General features: G+C 53.2%; 15 protein-coding genes. 7 read left to right on the forward strand and 8 right to left on the reverse strand.

Features of this window, described 5'->3' with window-relative positions:
- Window positions 1-76 precede the first annotated feature (76 nt).
- Complete coding sequence (locus tag Q4551_RS02430) at window positions 77-1,171, reverse strand: endonuclease/exonuclease/phosphatase family protein (protein WP_303431587.1); 1,095 nt, start codon at window positions 1,169-1,171, stop codon at window positions 77-79.
- 89 nt (window positions 1,172-1,260) lie between these two features.
- On the opposite strand from Q4551_RS02430, the gene Q4551_RS02435 reads away from it, so the two are divergent.
- From Q4551_RS02435 to sthA, 3 genes are all read left to right on the forward strand, one after another.
- The gene (locus Q4551_RS02435) at window positions 1,261-2,286 is read left to right on the forward strand and encodes an FAD:protein FMN transferase (RefSeq protein WP_303431588.1); all 1,026 of its coding nucleotides are present in this window, start codon (window positions 1,261-1,263) and stop codon (window positions 2,284-2,286) included.
- Window positions 2,287-2,299: 13 nt separating this feature from the next.
- Window positions 2,300-2,533, forward strand: coding sequence for a (Na+)-NQR maturation NqrM (gene nqrM, locus Q4551_RS02440; protein WP_303431589.1), 234 nt, complete (start codon window positions 2,300-2,302; stop codon window positions 2,531-2,533).
- 78 nt (window positions 2,534-2,611) lie between these two features.
- The gene (gene sthA / locus Q4551_RS02445; RefSeq protein ID WP_303431590.1) at window positions 2,612-4,003 is read left to right on the forward strand and encodes a Si-specific NAD(P)(+) transhydrogenase; all 1,392 of its coding nucleotides are present in this window, start codon (window positions 2,612-2,614) and stop codon (window positions 4,001-4,003) included.
- A gap of 81 nt (window positions 4,004-4,084) precedes the next feature.
- On the opposite strand, the gene thiI is transcribed toward sthA, so the two are convergent.
- Window positions 4,085-5,563 (reverse strand): tRNA uracil 4-sulfurtransferase ThiI, encoded by a 1,479-nt coding sequence (gene thiI, locus Q4551_RS02450; protein WP_303431591.1) that lies wholly within the window; start codon window positions 5,561-5,563, stop codon window positions 4,085-4,087.
- A gap of 234 nt (window positions 5,564-5,797) precedes the next feature.
- Between thiI and phbB the strand changes: the two genes are divergently transcribed.
- Window positions 5,798-6,544, forward strand: a complete 747-nt coding sequence (gene phbB, locus Q4551_RS02455) for an acetoacetyl-CoA reductase (RefSeq protein ID WP_303431592.1) — start codon at window positions 5,798-5,800, stop codon at window positions 6,542-6,544.
- A gap of 15 nt (window positions 6,545-6,559) precedes the next feature.
- Here the strand turns inward: phbB and Q4551_RS02460 are convergent, their stop codons facing one another.
- Complete coding sequence (locus Q4551_RS02460) at window positions 6,560-7,801, reverse strand: site-specific integrase (protein WP_303431593.1); 1,242 nt, start codon at window positions 7,799-7,801, stop codon at window positions 6,560-6,562.
- Between the two features lie 232 nt (window positions 7,802-8,033).
- Between Q4551_RS02460 and Q4551_RS02465 the strand changes: the two genes are divergently transcribed.
- Window positions 8,034-10,760 (forward strand): cation-transporting P-type ATPase, encoded by a 2,727-nt coding sequence (locus tag Q4551_RS02465; protein WP_303431594.1) that lies wholly within the window; start codon window positions 8,034-8,036, stop codon window positions 10,758-10,760.
- Window positions 10,761-10,926: 166 nt separating this feature from the next.
- On the opposite strand, the gene Q4551_RS02470 is transcribed toward Q4551_RS02465, so the two are convergent.
- The 3 genes from Q4551_RS02470 to Q4551_RS02480 all read right to left on the reverse strand — a co-directional run bounded on the left by Q4551_RS02470 (window position 10,927) and on the right by Q4551_RS02480 (window position 15,492).
- Window positions 10,927-12,618 (reverse strand): cation:proton antiporter, encoded by a 1,692-nt coding sequence (locus Q4551_RS02470; protein ID WP_303431596.1) that lies wholly within the window; start codon window positions 12,616-12,618, stop codon window positions 10,927-10,929.
- A 69-nt stretch (window positions 12,619-12,687) separates the two neighbouring features.
- Window positions 12,688-14,424, reverse strand: coding sequence for a potassium/proton antiporter (locus Q4551_RS02475; protein ID WP_303431597.1), 1,737 nt, complete (start codon window positions 14,422-14,424; stop codon window positions 12,688-12,690).
- A 30-nt stretch (window positions 14,425-14,454) separates the two neighbouring features.
- Window positions 14,455-15,492, reverse strand: coding sequence for a site-specific integrase (locus tag Q4551_RS02480; protein WP_303431598.1), 1,038 nt, complete (start codon window positions 15,490-15,492; stop codon window positions 14,455-14,457).
- Window positions 15,493-15,823: 331 nt separating this feature from the next.
- On the opposite strand from Q4551_RS02480, the gene Q4551_RS02485 reads away from it, so the two are divergent.
- Entirely contained in the window at window positions 15,824-16,876 is a 1,053-nt protein-coding gene (locus tag Q4551_RS02485) for a DNA-binding protein (RefSeq protein WP_303431599.1), read from the forward strand.
- A 73-nt stretch (window positions 16,877-16,949) separates the two neighbouring features.
- Here the strand turns inward: Q4551_RS02485 and Q4551_RS02490 are convergent, their stop codons facing one another.
- Window positions 16,950-17,282 (reverse strand): hypothetical protein, encoded by a 333-nt coding sequence (locus tag Q4551_RS02490; RefSeq protein ID WP_303431601.1) that lies wholly within the window; start codon window positions 17,280-17,282, stop codon window positions 16,950-16,952.
- Here Q4551_RS02490 and rapA point away from each other — a divergent pair.
- Window positions 17,268-19,988 (forward strand): RNA polymerase-associated protein RapA, encoded by a 2,721-nt coding sequence (gene rapA, locus Q4551_RS02495; RefSeq protein WP_303431603.1) that lies wholly within the window; start codon window positions 17,268-17,270, stop codon window positions 19,986-19,988. The two genes, Q4551_RS02490 and rapA, sit on opposite strands and share 15 nt — an antisense overlap.
- 96 nt (window positions 19,989-20,084) lie before the next feature.
- Here rapA and gorA read toward each other — a convergent pair whose 3' ends face one another.
- The gene (gorA, locus tag Q4551_RS02500; RefSeq protein WP_303431604.1) at window positions 20,085-21,440 is read right to left on the reverse strand and encodes a glutathione-disulfide reductase; all 1,356 of its coding nucleotides are present in this window, start codon (window positions 21,438-21,440) and stop codon (window positions 20,085-20,087) included.
- Between the last annotated feature and the right edge of the window lie 100 nt (window positions 21,441-21,540).

Below are 21,540 nucleotides of genomic sequence, written 5' to 3' on the forward strand. Positions count from 1 at the left end.
GTGGAGAGTGTACGTCATGTTCCAGCATTCAAATATAGGCATAAAGATATGAATGATGGAATTTTTTCATTTCAGCTTATTCTTTTTTGTTATTAGGGTAAGAAAAACCAACCCAAACTGGCAGATGGTCTGACAGATTTTGTGTCGTCCGGGTGTTAATGACCTCTGGATTGTGTGCGGATAACTGTTGGCTATAGAACAGATAATCCAGCGTTCTGTCCGGGCCGGAGACATCCGGGTCATTCGGGTAGTGGGTAAACCATGTGGCGGCTTCGCTCTGGATGTTCTCTACGGAAGGAACGGATGGCCACTGGAGCAGTCGGCGTAACTCGGTATTTTCCTGGTACAGATAACGCTGGCTGGGTTGCAGCTGAGCCAGTTGTCCTGGCATCAGCAAGTTAAGATCGCCACCCAGAATAAACGGCCGGTCCTGGCGGTCTTGCTTTTGCATCAGGCTGGCGGCGATATCCACCTGCTGCTCCATGGTATCGCTGCCTTGGGCAAAAGCGTCAAAGTGGGTGTTAAACAGTTGCCAATCCGGACCGCCCACGGTGGGCAGTCGAGCTTCCAGGATGGCCCGCTTGAGGTAAAACTGTGCGGAGACGATATCCATCGGAGGTTGTGGCAGACGGTGGCGCAGAGCATCACTGAGTTTATAACGCGACAATGTCACCAGTTTCATGCCAACACTGCCCATGATCTGAGGGTGTGGAATGTAATCCGCTTTCCAGTAATAGGTGCTGGCAATACAGGGATAACGGTTTGCTGGTAACTGCTTCAGCAACTCGGCCAGTTGATCGCCATGGTCGGTGGCGGCTGCACCATCGTGAACTTCCTGCAAAAAAACAATATCCGGTGCAGTTTCTTTCAGTAAGGCTGCAATGCCGCTGATGGTGGTGGCTATGTCCTGGCTTGATGGTCGGGTATCTGGCCCCTGGTTGTCTGGCATATCGAAATAGAAAACATACTGTTTGCCCGCAAAAAACTGCACGTTGTAGCTCATGACCGATAAAGGTCCCTGGCGGGCATCGTACTCAGGGGTAGTGGTGGGGCAAGACAGTTCTGCGGTTTCTTGTGCGGCGGGATGGTAGGTGCTGCTGTACACCCAGGCAGCAAATCCCAGTGCCAGAAGGGCAGCAAATCCTGCCAGGCTATAGATTGTTTTTTTCATCGATCCGGACTCCGTGTCAGAATGCAGGCCAGCGGTGGGCATCCAGGGCTAACTCACTGTATACTGACGCCGCCATTTCAGGGGGTGTCATGTTAAAACATTTGTTTGTTGTTCTCTTGGTAATTTTCACCGCCGCCGGGTGTAGCCAGCCGGATTCAGTCGTCAAGGTCGCAGGGCCGACCATGGGCACGCAATATCACGTCAGCTGGATCGGCCAGAACGACAGCGCCGAACAGATCCAGCATCTGATCGATCAGCGCCTGGCGGATATCAATCGCATTATGTCTACCTATGATCCTGACTCGGAGTTGTCGCAATTAAACCGGCAAACCTTGGCGCTGGATAATGTCACCTTGTCTGAAGAGTTGGCCGATGTATTGGCACAAGCACTGATGATTTATAACCAGAGTGAAGGCCGGTTTGACGTTACCGTTGGCCCTTTGGTTAATGCCTGGGGTTTTGGGCCGGGCAAACACCGCGACCAGAAGTTGTCGGAAGAAGAGGTCAACGGCCTGCTTGCCGGTATCGGCTCTGACGCTATTCATCTTGATGACCGGACCCTGTCAACCGACAAACCGCTGTATATCGATTTGTCTGCCATTGCCAAGGGATGGGCAGTTGACCAGATTGGCTATTTGTTGGAGCAGCAGGGGGTGGTCTCTTATCTGGTGGAAATTGGCGGTGAGCTGAGAGCGCGTGGTAGCAAGCCGGATGGCAGTGGTTGGCGGGTTGCCATAGAACGGCCTGCACTGGATAGTATGGCGCATCAGGTACAGCTGGTTCTGGAGCCCGGTGACTCGGCGTTGGCAACCTCCGGTGACTACCGCAATTATTTTGAAGAGCAGGGGGTGCGTTATTCTCATACCATTGACCCGCACACCGGCTATCCGATTACTCACCAGCTGGCGTCAGTGACCATTCTGAATCCCAGCTGCGCCCTGGCAGATGCCTGGGCAACGGCCTTGACCGTTGCTGGCCCTGAACAGGCTGTTTTACTGGCCAACCGTTATCAGTTGACGATGTATGCCATTGTACGTACTGGAGACGGCTTTACCGAGTTGGCTTCTGATGAATTTTTACGTCGTTTTCCTGGTCTGATGCAGGGAAACGAATAACGAGGATAATCTTATGACTATGATGCTTGTGGCCTTTGCGGTCATGTTATTGATTGTGGCTGCCATGGCTGTTGGTGTGCTGATGGGACGCAAACCTATTTCCGGTTCATGCGGTGGTATGGCAGCGATCGGCATGGAATCTGCCTGCGATGTGTGCGGCGGTGACAAGAAAAAATGCGAGAAAGAAAGCAAGATTGCAGCCGCCAAATCAGTCGGCGCCGAGTTTTACGACGCGACCAAGCGCTAACAACCTTACCTGGCCATTTGCTCTAGAATATGGCCAAGATCGGAATTGAATACTCACTGGATATGGGAGCACTGTTAGATGGCAGATTACCGCTATGATGTAGTCATTATTGGCGCCGGCCCTGCGGGAGAAGGGGCAGCAATGAATGCTGCCAAACACGGCAAGAAAGTGGCCGTCATTGAAGACAAGAAGATGGTCGGCGGTAACTGTACTCATTGGGGGACCATTCCCTCCAAGGCATTACGTCACGCCGTCAAACAGATTATTCAGTTTAATACCAATAATATGTTCCGGGAGATTGGTGAGCCACGCTGGTTCTCATTTCCACAGGTATTAAAAAGTGCCGAAAAAGTCATTGGCAAGCAGGTCAAGTTGCGTACCGAGTTTTACGGTCGCAACCGTATTAACGTATACACAGGCAAAGCCCGTTTTGCAGATGCCAATACGGTAGATGTATATCAAGGTGATACCAGCAATACACGCCTGCACGCCGACCAGATTGTGGTAGCAACCGGTTCCAGCCCATGGCGTCCAAGCAGTATTGATTTTAATCACCCGCGCATTTATGACTCCGACACCATTCTGACACTGAGCCATACGCCGCGGACCATTATTATTTATGGTGCCGGTGTGATTGGTTGTGAATATGCTTCGATCTTTTCCGGGCTTGGCGTCAAGGTGGATCTGATTCACCCCGGCGACCGGTTATTGAATTTCCTTGATGATGAAATCTCCGACGCATTGAGCTATCACTTGCGTGACAAGGGGGCATTGATCCGGCACAACGAGCAGTTTGACTCCGTTGAGAGTAATGATCGTTTTGTCACCATGATCATGGCGTCTGGTAAAAAGGTCAAAGCTGATGCTTTCTTGTGGGCTGCTGGTCGAAGTGGCAACACCAAAAACCTGGGGCTGGAGAATCTGGGACTGGAAGCCAATTCCCGTGGGCAGATTGAAGTCGACAAGGAATACCGCACTGCGGTACAGAACGTCTACGCCATTGGTGATGTGATTGGCTGGCCGGCGCTGGCCTCAGCAGCGTACGACCAGGGTCGTGCAGCGGCATCGGTTATTGCCTGTCCGTCTGACTTCCACTACGTGGATTCTGTACCTACCGGTATCTACACCATTCCGGAGATCAGCTCGGTCGGTAAAACCGAGCGTCAGCTGACCGAGGAAAAAATCCCTTACGAAGTGGGGCAGGCGTTCTTCAAGAACATCGCCCGGGCTCAGATTACGGCCGAAGGGGTAGGTATGCTGAAATTGCTGTTCCATCGCCAAACGCTGGAAATCCTGGGTATTCACTGTTTTGGTGACCAGGCAGCGGAAATTGTTCATATCGGTCAGGCCATCATGAACCAGAAAGGTGAAGGCAATACCATGAACTATTTTATCAACACCACCTTTAACTACCCAACCATGGCAGAAGCCTATCGTGTTGCGGCATTAAATGGCTTGAATCGCCTGTAAATACAAGATGGCCTTGCTTGTAAATACACCGCCTCCTGGCGGTGTATTTGTCTCTGCTGCCTGATCATCAGGTCGGCGCACTCAGCGTTTTTCCATAAATACCCCGAACAGTCCCGGGTGTGTCTGATTGATGTGGTGAGCGTGGACTTTACTCATGGTGCCTTTGTGGCAGTACAGCAGGTAACGCTGCTGGCCACTGGTGTCGAGCTCTCGCAAGCGGCTTTCCAGTTCATAGAATGGAATATGTCTGACCGGGTTGTTGGCGAGTTCCAGAGGCGCGTCCGCCGCTTCGTCAGGATGGCGAATATCAATAATTTCATCACTCAGGGCGGGAGTTGTCAGCAAGGCAACATCCTCCAGACCACTGCCCGTTTCCTCTAACACCCGATCGATACGCTGATAGCTTGAACGCTGCAAGGCCCGCTCCAGTACCGTAAAGTCAAAGGCCTGTTCGGCTGCTTCTGTTTTGCTGCGCTCGCCATGGGTCAGTGGATTGACCGAGATGACGCCACAATATTCCGGCATATTGGCTGCAAAGGTTTCCGTTCCGATACGACGGGCAATGGTAATAATATCCTGCTTGTCCATCGCCGCCAGCGGCCTTAAAACCATATGCTCGGCAGCACGGTCAATAATGGCCAGATTGGAGATGGTCTGGCTGGATACCTGGGCGACGGCTTCTCCGGTAGCCAGGGCGTGCAGTTTCAGATTGTCTGCCACCTGTGAGGCGGCCCGCATCATCATACGCTTGAGCACTACCCCCATATGACCGTTATCGACCTTGGTCAGAATTTCAGCGACTACCTCTTCAAAAGGAATAGTGACAAATTTCACCCGGTGGCTTTCGCCATAACAAGACCAGAGGTAATGGGCCACTTGCTTGACGCCGATCTCGTGGGCGCTGCCACCAAGATTAAAAAAACAGAAGTGGGTTTTCAGGCCGCGCCGGGTGAGCAGATAGCTGGCGACGGTGGAGTCAAAGCCACCAGAGATCAATGACAGTACATCCCCCTGGCTACCGAGAGGAAAGCCCCCCAGGCCAGGGATACGGCGCTTGACGACCTGTACCTTGTCATTGCGCAGCTCGGCATGTACGACAACATCCGGGTTTTTCAGCGAAACACCAATGGCACCGGTTTCCTTCAGTAAACCGCCGCCCATATAAATCTCAGCGTCATGGGATGTGAAGTCGTGATTACCGGCCCGTTTGACGCGGACGCAAAAGGTTTTTCCTTCCAATACATCACGATTGGCTTCACGTACCAGCTGATAGGCCTGGTCCAGTGATTCGAACGGGTGTTCGTCAATTTCCAGCGCATAACCGATGCCGGGAGTGTGAGACAGGATCTGCACCATATGGCGGTGCGTCATGGCGATGTCTTCTGTGGCTGACAGATTGACCTCGATGACCAGGCTATCCCAGCGGTCCTGGACATCGGCCGAAATGTTTTGTTTGCGCGTCAGAGTGCGTAGGTTGGCGCGCAAAATTTTTGTCATTTGCTTGCGCACTGACTTGGATTTAATAGTAATCTCAGGGAAGAACTTGACGACAAACTTCATGGAAGACGATGACTGGCAGAAAAAGGGCAGGAAGTATAACTCAGCTCAATGTCTCATTCATCCGAACGCATGTAAGGTGTATCTAAACGTGTCAGAGTTAACGTTTGAATCGGTGCTAGAAGACAGTATTGATGAGATGCAATAGTCTGGTCACTGACGAGTTGTAAGATGGAATGCCGCTGACAACAACAGCAGCTGGAAAACAGTAAACCGAAACGCAAAAGGAGTGGAAGGATGACAAAACGTATTGCATTGGTTACCGGTGGAACTGGCGGAATAGGAACTGCCATCTGTAAGCGACTGCATGATGATGGCTATCAGGTGGTCGCTGGATACTATTCGGGAGGGTCGCATGAGAAAGCCCAGGCCTGGCAAGAAAAGCTGAAAAGCGAGGGTTATGATATTGCCCTTGGTTTTGGCAACATTACCAGCTGGGAATCTTGCGAAGCCTGTATCAACAAGATTCGCGAAGAATTTGGCTCAGTTGATGTTCTGGTCAACAACGGCGGAATTACTCGTGATGCCACATTGAAAAAAATGACCCCGGAAATGTGGCATGACGTGATCAACACCAACCTGTCATCTGTTTTTTATATGACGCGTCTGGTGATCAACGAGATGCTGGAAAAGAAATGGGGCCGGATTATTAATATTTCTTCTGTTAATGCAGAGAAAGGCCAGTTCGGGCAAGCCAACTATTCAGCAGCAAAAGCCGGTATGCATGGTTTTACCAAAGCCGTTGCCCAGGAAGTGGCTTCCAAGGGTATTACCGTGAATACGGTATCTCCTGGTTATATTGCCACCAGCATGATCATGGATGTACCGGAAGAAATCCGTAACCAGATTCTGAAAGGTATTCCGGTTGGTCGTTTTGGTCAGCCAGAAGAAATCGCCAACGTTATCAGCTTCCTTGCCGGAGATGCGTCCGCGTTTGTAACGGGCAGTAATATCTCCGCCAACGGTGGTCAGCATATGTCCTGATGGGCAGTGCCCGGGTTAATACCCGGGCTTCAGTTTTTTGTTGCGGGCGCTGGCATGGCGCTCGCGCATTTGTGTATTAATATAACGGTCGGTAGTTGCCATGCTGGCGTGGCCTGCGTCTTCCTTGACGTGTTCTTTCGGTCGAGTGCGAACATCTTCCGATATTCCGGTATGCCTTAACCAGTGTACGGTGGCAACACGTAACTCCTGGGCTTCATCGGCCAATCCTTCCTGAGTCATTCGCTCCAGCGCCGTATCAAAACAGAATTGCACCAGATAACGAATTTGCCGAGTGCTGGTTACCGGACCCCGACCTTTCAGTTTGGGAATCAGGGCGGTTTGCTCACCAGGTAGCGGCAAACGCGTCAAACCGAGATGTTCCCGATAACGCACCAGCGCCGCCAGCATATCATCGGATACCGTCACCATACGGGCCTTGTTCCCTTTGCCGACCACCCGCAGCCACCAGTTACCATCCTGATCACATTGAAAATCACCCATCACCGGGGTGGATCGTTCATCGGCGACCAGCTCGGAAATCCGCAGATACATGCCAAACAGGCACAACATGATAAACAGTGAACGTTCATGCTCCCGGGGGTTGTCGTCTGCCAATTGGGTGACCGTTTCCCGAATATAATCCCACTGCAAGTTGGAGATGCGGCGAATCGGTTCGGCATAGGCGTGACGCTGCAGGTATTTGCTTTTTTGCCGAATCAGAGCGACGGGGTTGGTCTGGAGGTAATCTTCCTGAATAAGATAATTAAAGTAGCTGGATAAAACCGCAAATACCGACTGCAGGCTTTTTTGCGATAGTGCAAAGACGTCGGGGCGCGCTCCCGCCAAAGATGACTTGTCGGGTTGAATCACAAACGGCCGCCATTTGCTGTTGGGGATTCGCCCTTCAGGCGTTTTGCTGAAACGTGCAACCTGGCTGGTGCCAATCCAGCAATCAGGCGGGGACTGGCAAAAACCGATGTAGTCTTCCAGGTCGGCGCGCCGCAGCTCGCCAAGAGCGCATTGACGCACAGTAAACGTCCATTGCAACAGACGTTCGATCTCACGGCGGTAGCTGTTAAAGGTAGCGGTTGAACCATTAAAGCTGACCAGGAATTCAAAAGAATGCACCAGATCGTCAAAGCTGCCTTCGATCTCTCTCAGGGATGGCTGGCGTAACAGGACTTGGCGGGCATCTGTTAATGGGCTGCTGAGGTAATTCAGATTGTCGATAAAAGCAATGGGAGAGGCCGTGGACATGGATAATGAACACCTTTGGGATTATCGGAAATACAGGGAGTATTTATAGCAGCCCTTGACGGCGCAGGGTAGTCAGCATGCCGCTGTACCGGGCAGCAGCTTTTACAACAAACGGACTGATTATACGATGACCAAAAACCCAGATTTTCCAACTATTTATTGATATAGGTTGGTGTCGCTATTGGGTGGTTGGATAGAGTAAGACTGAATTTTATGTAGCAAGGAGGCAGGCATGCAGCATTCCGAAGACAACCCCCCTACGAGTCGATGGCACAACACCACAACAGAGGCAGCGCTTGAGGCGTTCGAAACCTCTGCCAGCGGTTTAAACCCGACAGATGCCACTACGCGTTTGGCGGCTCATGGCCCTAACCGCTTGCCGCAAGCACCACGGCGTCATGTGTTGCTGCGTTTTCTGCAGCATTTCCACAATGTTCTGATTTATGTACTGATTGCTTCTGCAGTGATTACTGCGCTGCTGGGCCACTGGGTCGACACTGGCGTTATTCTGGCCGTGGTCGTGGTTAATGCCATTATTGAATTTATTCAGGAAGGCAAGGCCGAGCAGGCCATGGATGCCATTCGGCATATGCTGGCCCCTCGTGCCAATGTGATTCGTAATGGTGAGCGAATTACGGTTGACGGTGAGCAGTTGGTACCGGGCGATATTGTGTTGCTGGAAGCCGGCGATAAAGTACCTGCGGATTTGCGCCTGTTGACCGCCCATGGTGCCTCGATACAGGAAGCCATTTTAACCGGTGAATCGGTACCGGTGGAAAAAGACACCCAGGCGGTGGCTGAAGAGGCATCATTGGGCGACCGGGCTTGCATGGCGTTTTCCGGCACCCTGGTCGCCAGTGGCCAGTGCAGAGGGGTAGTGGTTGCCACTGGCCCGGACACCGAAATAGGCCGCATCAGTCGGTTGTTGTCCGGGGTTCAGACTCTGACCACACCACTGGTTGCCCAGATGGATGTCTTTGCCAAATGGCTGACTATTTTTATTCTGGTGGTGGCTACTGTCTTGCTTGTATTTGGCCATTTTGTAGCGCATTACAATTTTACCGATATGTTTATGGCTGTAGTGGGGCTATCGGTGGCGGCGATTCCGGCAGGGCTGCCCGCAGTGTTGACCATTACCCTGGCGATTGGGGTTCAAGCCATGGCCCGGCGCAATGCGATTGTGCGGCGCTTGCCCGCCATCGAAACACTGGGGTCTGTTTCAGTTATCTGTACCGACAAGACCGGCACGCTGACGCGTAATGAGATGATGGTGGCCTCGGTACTGACGCATCAGCACCTGTTTTCTCTTGATGGCAATGGTTATGAGCCAAGCGGCGTGCTCAAGTCGGGGACTGATGAGGTGCAGCCTGCCAGGCACACCATGCTTGAAGAGCTCGCCCGGGCCTCTGTGCTTTGTAACGATGCTGCCCTGCGTGAGCATGATGCCGCCTGGATTGTGGAAGGCGACCCGATGGAAGGGGCCTTGCTGGCGTTTGCTGGCAAGATGCAGCTGAACCCTCCCCAGGAGCAGGCGCTCTGGACGCGTACCGATGCTATCCCTTTTGATGCCCGCCACCGCTTTATGGCGACGCTGAATCACGATCATGAGCATCAGGCGTTTATTTTTGTTAAAGGTGCGCCCGAACAAATCTTGTCGATGTGCACCAATCAACGCTGTACCGAAGGTGCAACAGAACCTCTGGACCTGGGCTACTGGAATGCACAAGCCGAATCCATTGCCGCCCTTGGCCAGCGGGTGCTGGCTTTGGCGGTCAGGCCGGTTACCGCGGAGCATACCGTGCTGGAATATGATGATGTAGCGGACTCCCTGACCTTGTTGGGTATGGTCGGGATGATGGATCCGCCTCGCGCGGAAGCAATAACCGCCATTGCGGAATGCCACAGCGCGGGGATTCGGGTAAAAATGATTACCGGGGATCACACCAAAACCGCCGCCGCCATCGCCAAACAGATCGGTTTGCACAATGCAGACAAGGTACTGACAGGGGCAGATCTGGATGATTTGAATGATGCCGCTCTGAGTCAGGAGGTGCTGGACTGCGATATTTTTGCCCGAACAAGCCCGGAACATAAATTACGTTTGGTAATGGCATTACAAACCATCGGTATGCGCGTGGCCATGACGGGTGACGGAGTAAACGATGCGCCAGCACTGAAACGTGCGGACGCCGGTATCGCGATGGGGCAAAAAGGTAGCGAAGCGGCCAAGGAAGCTGCAGAGCTGGTGTTGGCGGACGATAACTTTGCCTCCATTGTCTCGGCCGTGCGCGAAGGGCGTACGGTTTATGATAACTTCAAAAAAGTCATCAGCTGGACCTTGCCCACCAACGCCGGGGAGGCGATGACCATTGTGGTGGCCTTGCTCTGGGGAATGACACTGCCGGTTACCCCCATTCAATTATTATGGGTTAACTTGATTACCGCGATTACGCTTGGTATTGCCTTGGCCTTTGAGCCAACAGAAGACAATACCATGCGCCGACCGCCACGTGCTCGCAATGAGCCGTTGCTGGGTGGCGAGCTGGTCTGGCATGTCTTGCTGGTTTCCTTTCTGTTTCTATGCGGCGTTTTTGGTATCCATCACTATGCCATCGGGCAGGGTCATTCGGTCGAACTCGCCCGGACCATTTCCCTGAATACCCTGGTGGTGATGGAAATCTTCCATTTGTTCTTTATTCGCAACATCTACAGCACGTCGTTGACCTGGAAGGCCGTTCGAGGAACCAGGGTAGTCTGGGCTGTGGTGCTGGTGATTATGGTGGCGCAACTCAGTATGACGTACTGGTCACCACTGCAAGCTATCTTTGCGACCGAAGCGATTCCGCTACTGGAATGCGTGCTGATCTTCGGAGTCGGCGTGGCGCTGTTTACTATTATTGAAGTTGAAAAGCAGATTCGACTCGCGCTTCGGCGTATGAGAACGGCCGCTGAGTCCTGACGGCTGTGAATTACCCCGGCAGCGGCATCAGCGTATTGTCGTCGAGCCGGGGCGATTGCTGATTGCTGATAGGCGGGGAAGGCAGGCAGGGAAGATTACCGTTACTGACGGTTAGTGGTTGGCATATGCAGCACCGTATATGCCAACCGTTTGAAGCCCGGATGGATTAACCGGGATGTGTCTGGTCAAGCCCTTCGAGTAACAATTCAGAGGCGCGGTCGGCGGCATCCTGGAAAGGCTCCAGAACAAGATCAACACCCAGCATATTCAGCTCTTCTGTTTCTGCCTTGCTTTGCGATACCGTAGCCAGCTTGCCTGCAAACCCTGCGGCGCGGGTTAATTGAATAATGGTTTTACGGGTATCTTCGGAGGAAACCCCGACATGGTGATGCGGAATCGTTGATACCACCCAGTGGGCTTGCCCGAGCGGCAGCTCGGTTATAAATTCTGCATCGGTCACATCGCCGTATTCGGTATCCAGCCCTAAATGATTCCAGCGCTTGATGGCTGTCGGGTTGAAGTCTAGCCCAAGCACCTTGATTCCCTGATTCTGCAGTCGTACCGCAATGGCTGTTCCCAACCGGCCCAGGCCAAAAATAATCACCGCATGCTTGGCATTGGTGTGTTGCTCTATCAGCTGCTCACGGGGAGCACCGGCGCGCTCAAACAGCCCGATCACTGGCTCGAACAGTGCGTAAAGCTGGTGAGAATAGGTGATCATATAGGTTGAGGTTGCAATGGTGACGATCCCCACAAGTGTGACCAGCCCGAGAATATCCGCTTGCACATGTCCCAGGCTGATTCCCATGGTAATAAAGATAAGAGAAAACTCACTGATCTGAGCAACGGTCAGGCCAGCCAGAAACCCGGTTCTTTTGCGATAGCCCATGGCTCCCATGATCACCAGAACAATCAGCGGATTACCAATCAAGACGAACAGCGAGAATATAATGGCGCCGGTAATATGAGAGCCGAGCAGTGACAGGTCCAGAGTGGAGCCCAGAGCAATAAAGAAAAACAGCAGTAAGAAATCACGTAATGGCGCAAGCCGCGCGGCAATGCTTTCCCGATACGGTGTTGAGGCCAGAGCGACCCCGGCCAAGAGGCCGCCCACCTCCATGCCCAGCCCGATCAGATCGCCAATCGCTGCGAATAACGCTGCTTGAGCAATGGCATAGATCACCAGCAATTCGGGAGCCTGGGCCAGTTTCTCAGTCAAGGGGTTAGCGATATAGCGAACAAATATCACCACCAGTAACACCAGTCCGGCGCCTGAAATAGCGACATTCCAGATGGACGTTGTGCTGGCACCATCATGATTGGCGCCGATGCCAATGGTCGCCAGTACAATCATGGCGAGGACCACGACCAGATCCTGAACAATCAGGAAGCCCAGTGCAATTTTGCCGTGTAGCGAGTCGATTTCCCGTTTATCTGACAGCAATTTCACAATAATGATTGTGGACGAGAAGGTCAGGGCAACGGCGACATAGAGGCTGGTGATTTGATCCAGCCCGATGGCCAAACCAATGATATACCCAATGATCGAGGTAAAGGCGACCTGGCCCAGCCCTGTCATAACCGACACACCACCAATGGAGCGGATCAGTTTTACATCCAACTTGATGCCAACGAGAAACAACAGGATCGCGATGCCAAGCTCGGACAACAGGGTGATATGAGCGGTGGAGTGAACAATATCCAGTACGGATGGCCCAGCTACCAGACCAACGGCAATAAAACTGACAATCAGCGGTTGCCTCATTAACAGGCCAACGAACCCCATCAGCGCAGCCAGTACAAGCAGCGCTGCAATCTCTGTAAAAGATGATCGAGCGATGATCGCAAAAACATCCATATTTCTGACTCCTGTGTCTTGTTTGTTGTCTGCGCCTGCTTTGGCGCTGTGTGAATGTTTTTCTGGCGGCTACTTCTGCGGTATTCCCAACTTCAAACCAACCGATACAATATGGTCGCCCTCAATTTCCTTGACGATCAGTTTGACGCGTCCCAGTACCACATGGTCTCCAACAACGGGTTTACCATGAAACTGATGGACAATATATTGCTCGACGGTCAGGGCAGCATCAAGAGGATCAACCTCAAAGCCGTAAGCCATGGCAACATCGGACAACCGGGCCTCGGAATGCAAGACAAACTCACCAAAGAAACGAGCCGATTCAAGCAGTGAAGACTGTGCAGCCGGGGCAAAAACGCGGCCGAGTTCTGATTTGGCGCTGCTGGTCGCCAGGATCATTACCTGATCATCACATAGCAGCTTTTGCTGGTCGGTATCCTTTATCAGTATGCCCTGACGAATCACGCCTGCGACCTGGCTGCCTTCTGTTGCTGGCAAGCGCCGAACGTTCAGGCCGACAGCACGACTGCCAGCCAGCACCGGATAAATCAGCAACTCCTTGTCTTGTTCGTGCTTGATGGTCAGGTGTAAATGCTCCGGATCTTTTGCGGTTGGAGGCAGTTCTATCTGTAACCATCTGGCCATCGGCGCAATGGTCCACCCTTGCAGAACCAAAGAAATCAACACAACAAAAAAGACCAGTTCAAAGTAGGTCTGGGTGTGTTCCAGGCCTGCGAGTGAGGGGAACAGTGCCAGAATAATCGGTACCGCGCCGCGCAAGCCGCACCAGCCAATAAAAACCTGTTCCCGCCATGGAAAATGAAAGGGCAGTAATGACGCCGCGACGGCCAGCGGCCTTGCAATAAAGATCAGGACAAAGGCAATGGCCACGGCCGGGAAAATAATCGGCACCAGGTTGCTGGGCGTGATCAGCAAACCGAGCATTAAAAACATGCCGATCTGACTGAGCCAGGCAATGCCATCGTGAAACCGATGAATGTCATTGCTGTAGGGAAGAGGGGTATTGCCAATCATGGCTCCGGCGATAAAGATAGCCAGAAAACCGCTGCCTCCCCAGTGGGTTGTAAGGCCGAACAGACTAATGCCGCCCGCCAGTGCCAGCAGGGGATACAAGGACGAAGAGAGCGGCAAGCGCCGCAGCATTTGTACCAGTAAATAACCGCCAGCAAAACCGATGGCCAGCCCCAGCCCCATCTGGCGGAATAACTCACTGAGAATGGTCCAGATCTGATTGCCACTGCCGCTGAGTTGTATGAGGTGTACCAGAGTGATGGTCAGGAAGATGGCCATCGGGTCATTTGACCCGGACTCTATTTCAAGCGTGGCGCCGGTACGTTCCTTGAGCTCCAGACCAGCACCGCGCAGCAAGCCAAATACGGCCGCAGCATCGGTAGAGCCCACGATGGCTCCAATCAGCAAACCTTCTTGCCATGGCAGGCCAAGAATCATATGAGCGGCAAAGCCCGTTATGGATGCGGTCGCGATAACGCCAATGGTGGCGAGTGACAGTGCGGGTTTCAGGCTGACGCGGAAGGTGTCTTTGCGGGTGCCAAGGCCGCCATCAAAAATAATAATTGCCAGGGCGACGTTACCAAACAGAAAGGCCAGGCTGAAGTCATCAAACTTGATGCCTCCGGGGCCATCTTCGCCGGCCAGCATGCCCAGACCAAGAAACACCAATAACACCGGAGCACCAATACGCCGGGTAAACACGCTGGCGACAACGCACAGCAGGGCAAGGGCAGCTGCCCCGAATATGTATTGGTAAATCACTTCTATGGTCATATATTTCCCTGAGCTGATATCCGTCTGGTGTTATGAACGGTTTGAGCCTGCTTGATTCATCAGGCTGGTGACTTTATCCATCAGAATCTGTGACGCATTATCACTGAATTGCTGGCCTTCCTCTATGTACTCCCACACGGTGGCATCGTTCCGCCAGCCGCCCTGTTTCTTGATCAGTTCGAAGTCTATCCGTTCCCGCGCTGCGGATGTCGACAGGCCACGGCGAAAGCTATGACTACTGAGATCGGGAGCAAAATCAAACTGACACGCCTGCGCCAGTGACTTCAACAGCGTATTGATTGCCCCCGGATTCAGCTGCCGGGGTTGAATCTGATCCCAGCGGTTGATTGGACGAAACAGCGGCCCGCTGGTAATGCTGGCCACGTCCATCCATATTTTGATGGCGCTGGCCGGGCAGCAGCTGGCATCTCCAAACGGCAAGGCCCGTACCAGTCCGGTTGCTTGCTGGTCGGTTTTTGAACGCGGCAAGTGAATCAGTAACCCCTCTGGCTCCCAGGTCAGATCTTCAGCCTGGATGGCAACCAGTTCGCTGCGCCGGAAAGCACCAAAGAAGCCGGTCAGGACAATGGCGATATCCCGCCGCTGCCTCGGACTATCCGGTAAGCCTCTCAAATAGGACACCATCTGTGCAAGGTGCTCCAGCCGTAATGCCTTGGCCTTCTGTTTGGGGCGACCGTGGGTGCGGCGAATCCCCTCCATGATTTTCCGCACCAGTGGATCTCGTACCGGGTCGGTCATGCCCTGATAGTGGTGCCACTGACTGATGGCCGTCAGGTGTAAATCCAGGGTTCTGGGGTTAAGTACCACCGCTTTTGCCAGGAGGTAGCGCACCAGGGTGTTGTGATCGCAAGGCAGTCGACCGCCCCATTTTTCGAATTGCCGGATGGCCGATCGATACGCTTGCCGGGTGTTGTCGGAAGTTGCCTGGGACAAATAATGCTGTGCCGCGGTTTGAGACGCTGGAAGCGGAGGTGCTGAGGCCAGAGGCGGCGTTTTATTGGCATCCCCGGTTGTGGGGAGAGGATGGCTGATTGGGGTCTTGCTCATATGGTTTCTCCTGTGATGTAACTGGCCCGCTGGGGGCTGTACCGCCGGTACAGGGCTGACAGGGTACCTATACTACTATAACCAACGATAACATTTATTATCGCTGGTTATATTTTTGAATTTTTATTTTTATATTTCCAGATAAATTATGTAATATTACGTGTTACGTAATACGATTTAAAATAACACGACAGAAACCGGAATGCGCCGCCTGAAGCAAGTACTTCAGCCAGCTGCCGAAAAGCCAGAGGTCCAGCCGCGCAAAGGCGGTAGCCAACAGAATTAATCGCACCAACATATCGGGGGATAAAAAACAGTGGGCAGAACAGGGGTGACATATCAGGATGTTGACCAGGCCGCGGCCGCCATTACCCAGGCAGGCACCGAGCCGACAGTGGATCGGGTGCGGGAGCATCTGGGCACCGGTAGCAAGAGCACTATCGCGCCATTACTCAAGCGTTGGCGTCAGCAGCGTGACGAACACAGCAACAGCGACGGATTGCCAGCCGAATTACTCCAGGCACTCAAGCTGGTGTATGCCCAGGCTCAGGCGCTGGCAGAGCAAAAGATTGAACAGATTGAAGCCGACACCCAGCAGCAGCTGCAAACCATGCAGGAAGAACTGGCCCAGGCTGTTGCGCTACAACAACAGACCAGCCTTGAAAACACCCAGCAGCAGGAACAGATAGAAAGACTCAAGGCTGAGCGCAAACAGCTCTCGCAAACCCTGGAGCAGCAAACCCTGAAGCTGGTGAAAAGCGATGCGACACTGGATGAAACTCGCCAGCAGCTGGTCGAATGCCGGGCAACCATCGCCGAATTACGCCAGGAAAATCGCGATATTCGCGACCATTTTGAACACTATCAGCAGCAAATGGCCAGCGATCGCCAGCAAGAGCGCGAGCAATTCCGGTTTTCATTACAACAACTGGAAGACCGACAGCAGGATTTGCAGCAACAGCTGAACGCTGCCAGCACCAAAAACAACCAGCTGGACACGCTCAATATCAGCCAGGCTCAACAGCTGGAGCAGCAATCCCTGGCAATAAGCCGATTAAAACAAGCACTGACAGAAGCCAGCCGAGCGCAGCGGGAAGCCGACATTCACCTTGAGCACAGCCGCACAGCCATCGCGGACTTGCAGCAACAGAACGACAAGCTGCAGGCATCACTCACCGCCAACAATCAGCAGCTGACCACAAGCCAGCACGAACAACAACGCTTGAGTCTGTTACTCGACAATGCAACACAGGCAGCGGCTGACAACCGGACGGAGTGCGACAGACTGGCCGAGGAAAACCGCCAACTGGCAGAAGCCAAAGCGATCAGCCTTGGTCAGATTCGCCAACTGGAGGCCCAGTTAGCCGGAATACAAGCAAGGTAACCAGAGAAAGCAGCCGGATGTCGGGGTTTTCGGGTACCGGATCGGGTTATTCCTAAACTTCCGATAATATCAATTATCGGAAATATAAGAGAAATCCAACCATAAAACCACAACCCTCTGGCCATTCAGAATCACCAATAATTGCCATTGTGTGACGATGCTTCATCTCTGCCATTCCAAAATGTATTTTGGCCACAGAAACCCGCATCAAAGGCGCCATCCTCATGGCCTCACAAGCAAGCATGCGGTAGACTTCGCGCCGCTCGCGAGTGTTTGATAGCATCTGAATATCATACGCTCTGACGTCTGTCTTGTTTAAAAGCTCGGGATAAATATCACTATGTATGCAGTTGGCCAGCGTTGGATCAGCGAAGCTGAAACCGATCTCGGTTTGGGTCTTGTTCAAAGCGTCGATTTTCGTTCTGTTACTCTCTATTTCCCTTCCATTGACGATGTTCGCACTTACGCAAGCCACAATGCGCCGCTTACCCGGGTAATCTTCAAGGTCGGTGATGTCGTTCCACTTCAGGATGGCTCTGTTATCGAAGTGGATGATGTGGAGGTGATGGACGATATCGCTTTCTATTTCACCAAGGGTCGTTCGGTTTCTGAAATCCAGCTCAGTGGCGCCATTCAGCTAAACCAGCCGGCCGATCGCCTGTTTTCCGGCCAGATCGATAACAATGGCCTCTACGAATTGCGCCAGCTTTGCTTCCAGCAAATCACCAAATTACGCCAGCGGCCTTTCTATGGTTTGCTGGGTGCTCGTACCAGCCTGTTGCCACATCAGTTGTATATCGCTCAACAAGTCACCCAGGATTCCATTCCGCGGGTATTGCTTGCCGATGAAGTTGGTCTGGGCAAAACCATCGAAGCCGGTTTGATCTTGCACCGGTTATTGCTGCAGCAACGGATCCAGCGAGTATTGATACTGGTGCCGGATCACTTGTTGCACCAGTGGCTGGTCGAAATGATTCGCCGCTTCAACTTGCGCTTCAGCATCCTGCAGCAAGACGACATTGATGAAGCCATTGAAACGGGCAATACCGATTTGTTTGGTAACTCCCAGCTGCATTTGTGCCCGATGTCGATGGCCGATGAACCAGATGTCGCCGTGGCCATGATGAACACCGATTGGGACATGATTGTTGTTGACGAAGCGCATCACCTGACCTGGACACCGGAACATCAGGACCCGGCGTATCAGCTGGTCGAAGATCTGGCCGAAGCCAGTGCCGGCATCCTGTTGTTGACAGCAACACCGGAACAGCTTGGTATTGAAGGGCACTTTGCCCGTTTGCGCCTGCTGGACCCTGATCGTTACCCTTCCCTGGATCAGTTCCTTGCCGAGCAACAGGCCTACCAGCCCATTGCTGAATTGGCCGGTGCCCTGGCAGAAAACGAGCCGCTGAGTGCCGAGCAACAAGGCCAGTTGCAACAACTCTTGCCAGACCTGGCAACAGCACTGGAAGAAGACAAGGGCAACAACCGTTTGCTGGATGCCCTGATTGATCGTCGCGGCCCCGGCCGAGCCATGTTCCGGAATACCCGTCATGGTGTCTCTGGCTTCCCGGCTCGCGTCCCCCACCTGAATCAGCTGGCGATACCGGATTATGAAGCCGCGCCGGATGATATCAATGCCGTACTGTTCCCCGAACGGGGCCAGGCATTCTGGTGGCTGGATGACCCCCGGGTCAGTCACCTGCTGGAGCTGTTAAAACAAACGGGCAAGGCCAAAATGGTACTGATTTGCCATCACGCCAGCACAGTGCTCGACCTGGAAGCCTATCTGTGGGAAAAGCACGGCATGCAGGTGGCGGTATTCCATGAACATATGGATCTGGTTGAACGTGACCGTGCCGCTGCCTACTTCGCCGATCCGGAACAAGGCGCCCGCTTGCTGTTGTGCTCGGAAATCGGCAGCGAAGGCCGCAACTTCCAGTTTGCCCATCAGTTGGTGTTGTTTGACTTGCCGTTTAACTGCGACCTGATTGAACAGCGCATTGGCCGTCTTGACCGTATTGGTCAGGCCAATGAAATCCAGATTCACAGCCTGGCCTTTGAGCAACATGCCACTGGTCGTTGGCAACAGCTATTGCATCAAGGGCTGGATGTATTTACCCAGCCCAACCCGGCGGCCCAGACACTGCTGGAACGTCATCGCGAAGCCGTGCACAACGCCGTACTGACCGGTGACGGCATGGAAGCGCTGGTCGCCACTCTCAGCAGTGAACGGATGGAGCTGCAACAACAGCTTGAACAAGGCCGTGACCGCTTGCTGGAATTACATTCCTGCCACCCCAAACGTTCACGTTCGCTGGCTCGGGATATGACCATTACCCACATCGAAGATGAAGCAGAGCTGAATGATTTTATTGAGCTGTTTGCCGATGCGTTTGGTGTGGAAGTGGCCGATCTGGACAACGACTGCATTGCCCTCGCCCCTGGGGACCATATGCTGGTGCCAGATTTACCGTACCTGCCAGAAGATGGCTTTATGGCCACTACTCGCCGCGAAGTGGCACTGACTCGGGATGATGTCCAGTTCCTCAGTTGGGAGCATCCATTTATCGACCAGGCTCTGGAGCTGGTTACCAGTGGCCCGATTGGCAACGCCTCCGTCGGCTACGTTGAGCAACATGACTATAAAACCGGCGACTGTTTTATACAGCTGCAGTTTGTGGCTTCCTGCCCGGCGCCCAAGCATTTACAGATCGAACGCTATTTGCCTGCGGATGCCATGCACCTGACCTTTACCCCCACCGGTGAACTGAAAGTGAATGAGCCGGATTTGGCCGGATTTGTCTTGCCGCTAAAACGCGGAACCGCCAAAGGCCTGGCGGAACAAAAGATGAACGAGGTCAAACCGCTGATCTACAAGTTGGAGAAACTCGGCGGCGGTCAGCTGAATAAAATGATCCAGCGTGCCACCAACAAGGCCAACGAAGCCTTTGATGATCGCCTGCAGCGATTGCAGGCACTGGCGCAGCATAACCCCAACATCCCGGAACAGCTGATCAGCGATGTCCAGCAGGAACGGCAAGCGGTATTGGCCGCTATTGAAACAGCCCAGCTACAGATGGACAGCGTGCGATTGGTATTCTGCGGCTAAATGGTCGAAACCGGTGGGCACGGACAGTGCCACCGGCCCTTACGGTCTGTGCACCGCCTTCAGGCGGTGCCGATTCTGCGGGTACAGACTGCCGGATTAACGTGCCCGTGAGCGCATGGTGACAAACTCTTCTGCCGCTGTCGGGTGAATCCCGATGGTGCTGTCAAACACAGACTTGGTGGCACCTGCGTTGATTGCGACGGACAACCCTTGCATGATTTCACCGGCATCCGGCCCTACCATATGTACGCCCAATACCTTGTCGGTACTGGTTTGTACCAGCAGTTTCATGAATGAGCGCTCTGGCATGCCACTGATGGTGTGTTTCATCGGTCGGAAGCTGGATTCAAACACGCTGAGATCACCTGCAAATTGCTCTGCTGCGTCGTCTTCGGTCATGCCAACAGTAGCGATATTGGGCTGGCAGAAAACAGCGGTGGCGATATTGTCGTAAGACAGTGGCTGGGTGTCGCCATCAAACTGCTGATTAACAAACTTCATGCCTTGCGCCAGCGCTACCGGCGTCAGAGCCGGTGTGCCGATCACGTCGCCCAGTGCGTAAATGCTGGGCACCGTGGTGCGGAAAAAGTCATCGGCAACAATGGTACCGTTGCGGCGGGTTTCCACGCCCAGGGCTTCCAGGTTCAAGCCGTCGGTCATCGGGCGACGGCCGGTGGCATACATCACGCAATCGGTAATCAGTGAGTCACCGTTGTTGAGTGTGCAGACCAGTTCGCCCTGCTCGTTTTTGCTGATCGATTGAATATCGGTCTGGGTGCGAATATGAACTCCCTTGCTGGCAATCTGCTCTGCGGCAAACTCTTGCACCCCGGAGTCAAAGCCTCGCAGGATTTGCTCGCCGCGATACAGCAGTTCGGTCTCGGCACCGAGACCGTTAAAAATACCGGCAAATTCCACGGCGATATAACCACCGCCAACAACAACCACTCGCTTGGGAAATGTTTCCAGAAAGAAGGCTTCGTTTGAAGTGATCGCCAGTTCAGCACCGGGAACTTCGGGTTTGAACGGCCAGCCGCCGGTGGCAATCAGGATGCGCTCTGCGCGGTAGTCCTGACCATCGACGCTGACGGTATTGGCATCCTTGATGCTGGCGGTGCCGTTGATTGTTGTAACACCAGCATTACCGAGCATATTGCCGTAGATACCGTTCAATCGTTCAATTTCACGGGTTTTGTTGTCACGCAGTGTTGGCCAGTCGAAGCTCTTGAGCTCTCCTTCGATACCAAAGCCTTTGGCCTCAGCGAATTTATCAGCGTATTCGGAGGCATAAACAAACAGTTTTTTGGGTACACAACCGACATTGACACAAGTACCACCCAGGTAACGGTTTTCTACCACGGCGACTTTTGCCCCCTTGGCGGCCGCCATGCGTGAGGCCCGTACGCCACCAGAACCGGCACCAATAACCAACAAATCAAAATCAAATGACATAACGCTTCTCCGTGAGTGACCCGCTTATTCCAGCGCTGGTCGAATAACTGCGGTCGATGCTCTGAGTATTAGCGCCGGAGCGGCTCTTCCGCAATAAAAT

Source organism: Oceanobacter sp. 5_MG-2023 (assembly GCF_030548165.1).
GTDB lineage: Bacteria > Pseudomonadota > Gammaproteobacteria > Pseudomonadales > Oceanobacteraceae > Oceanobacter.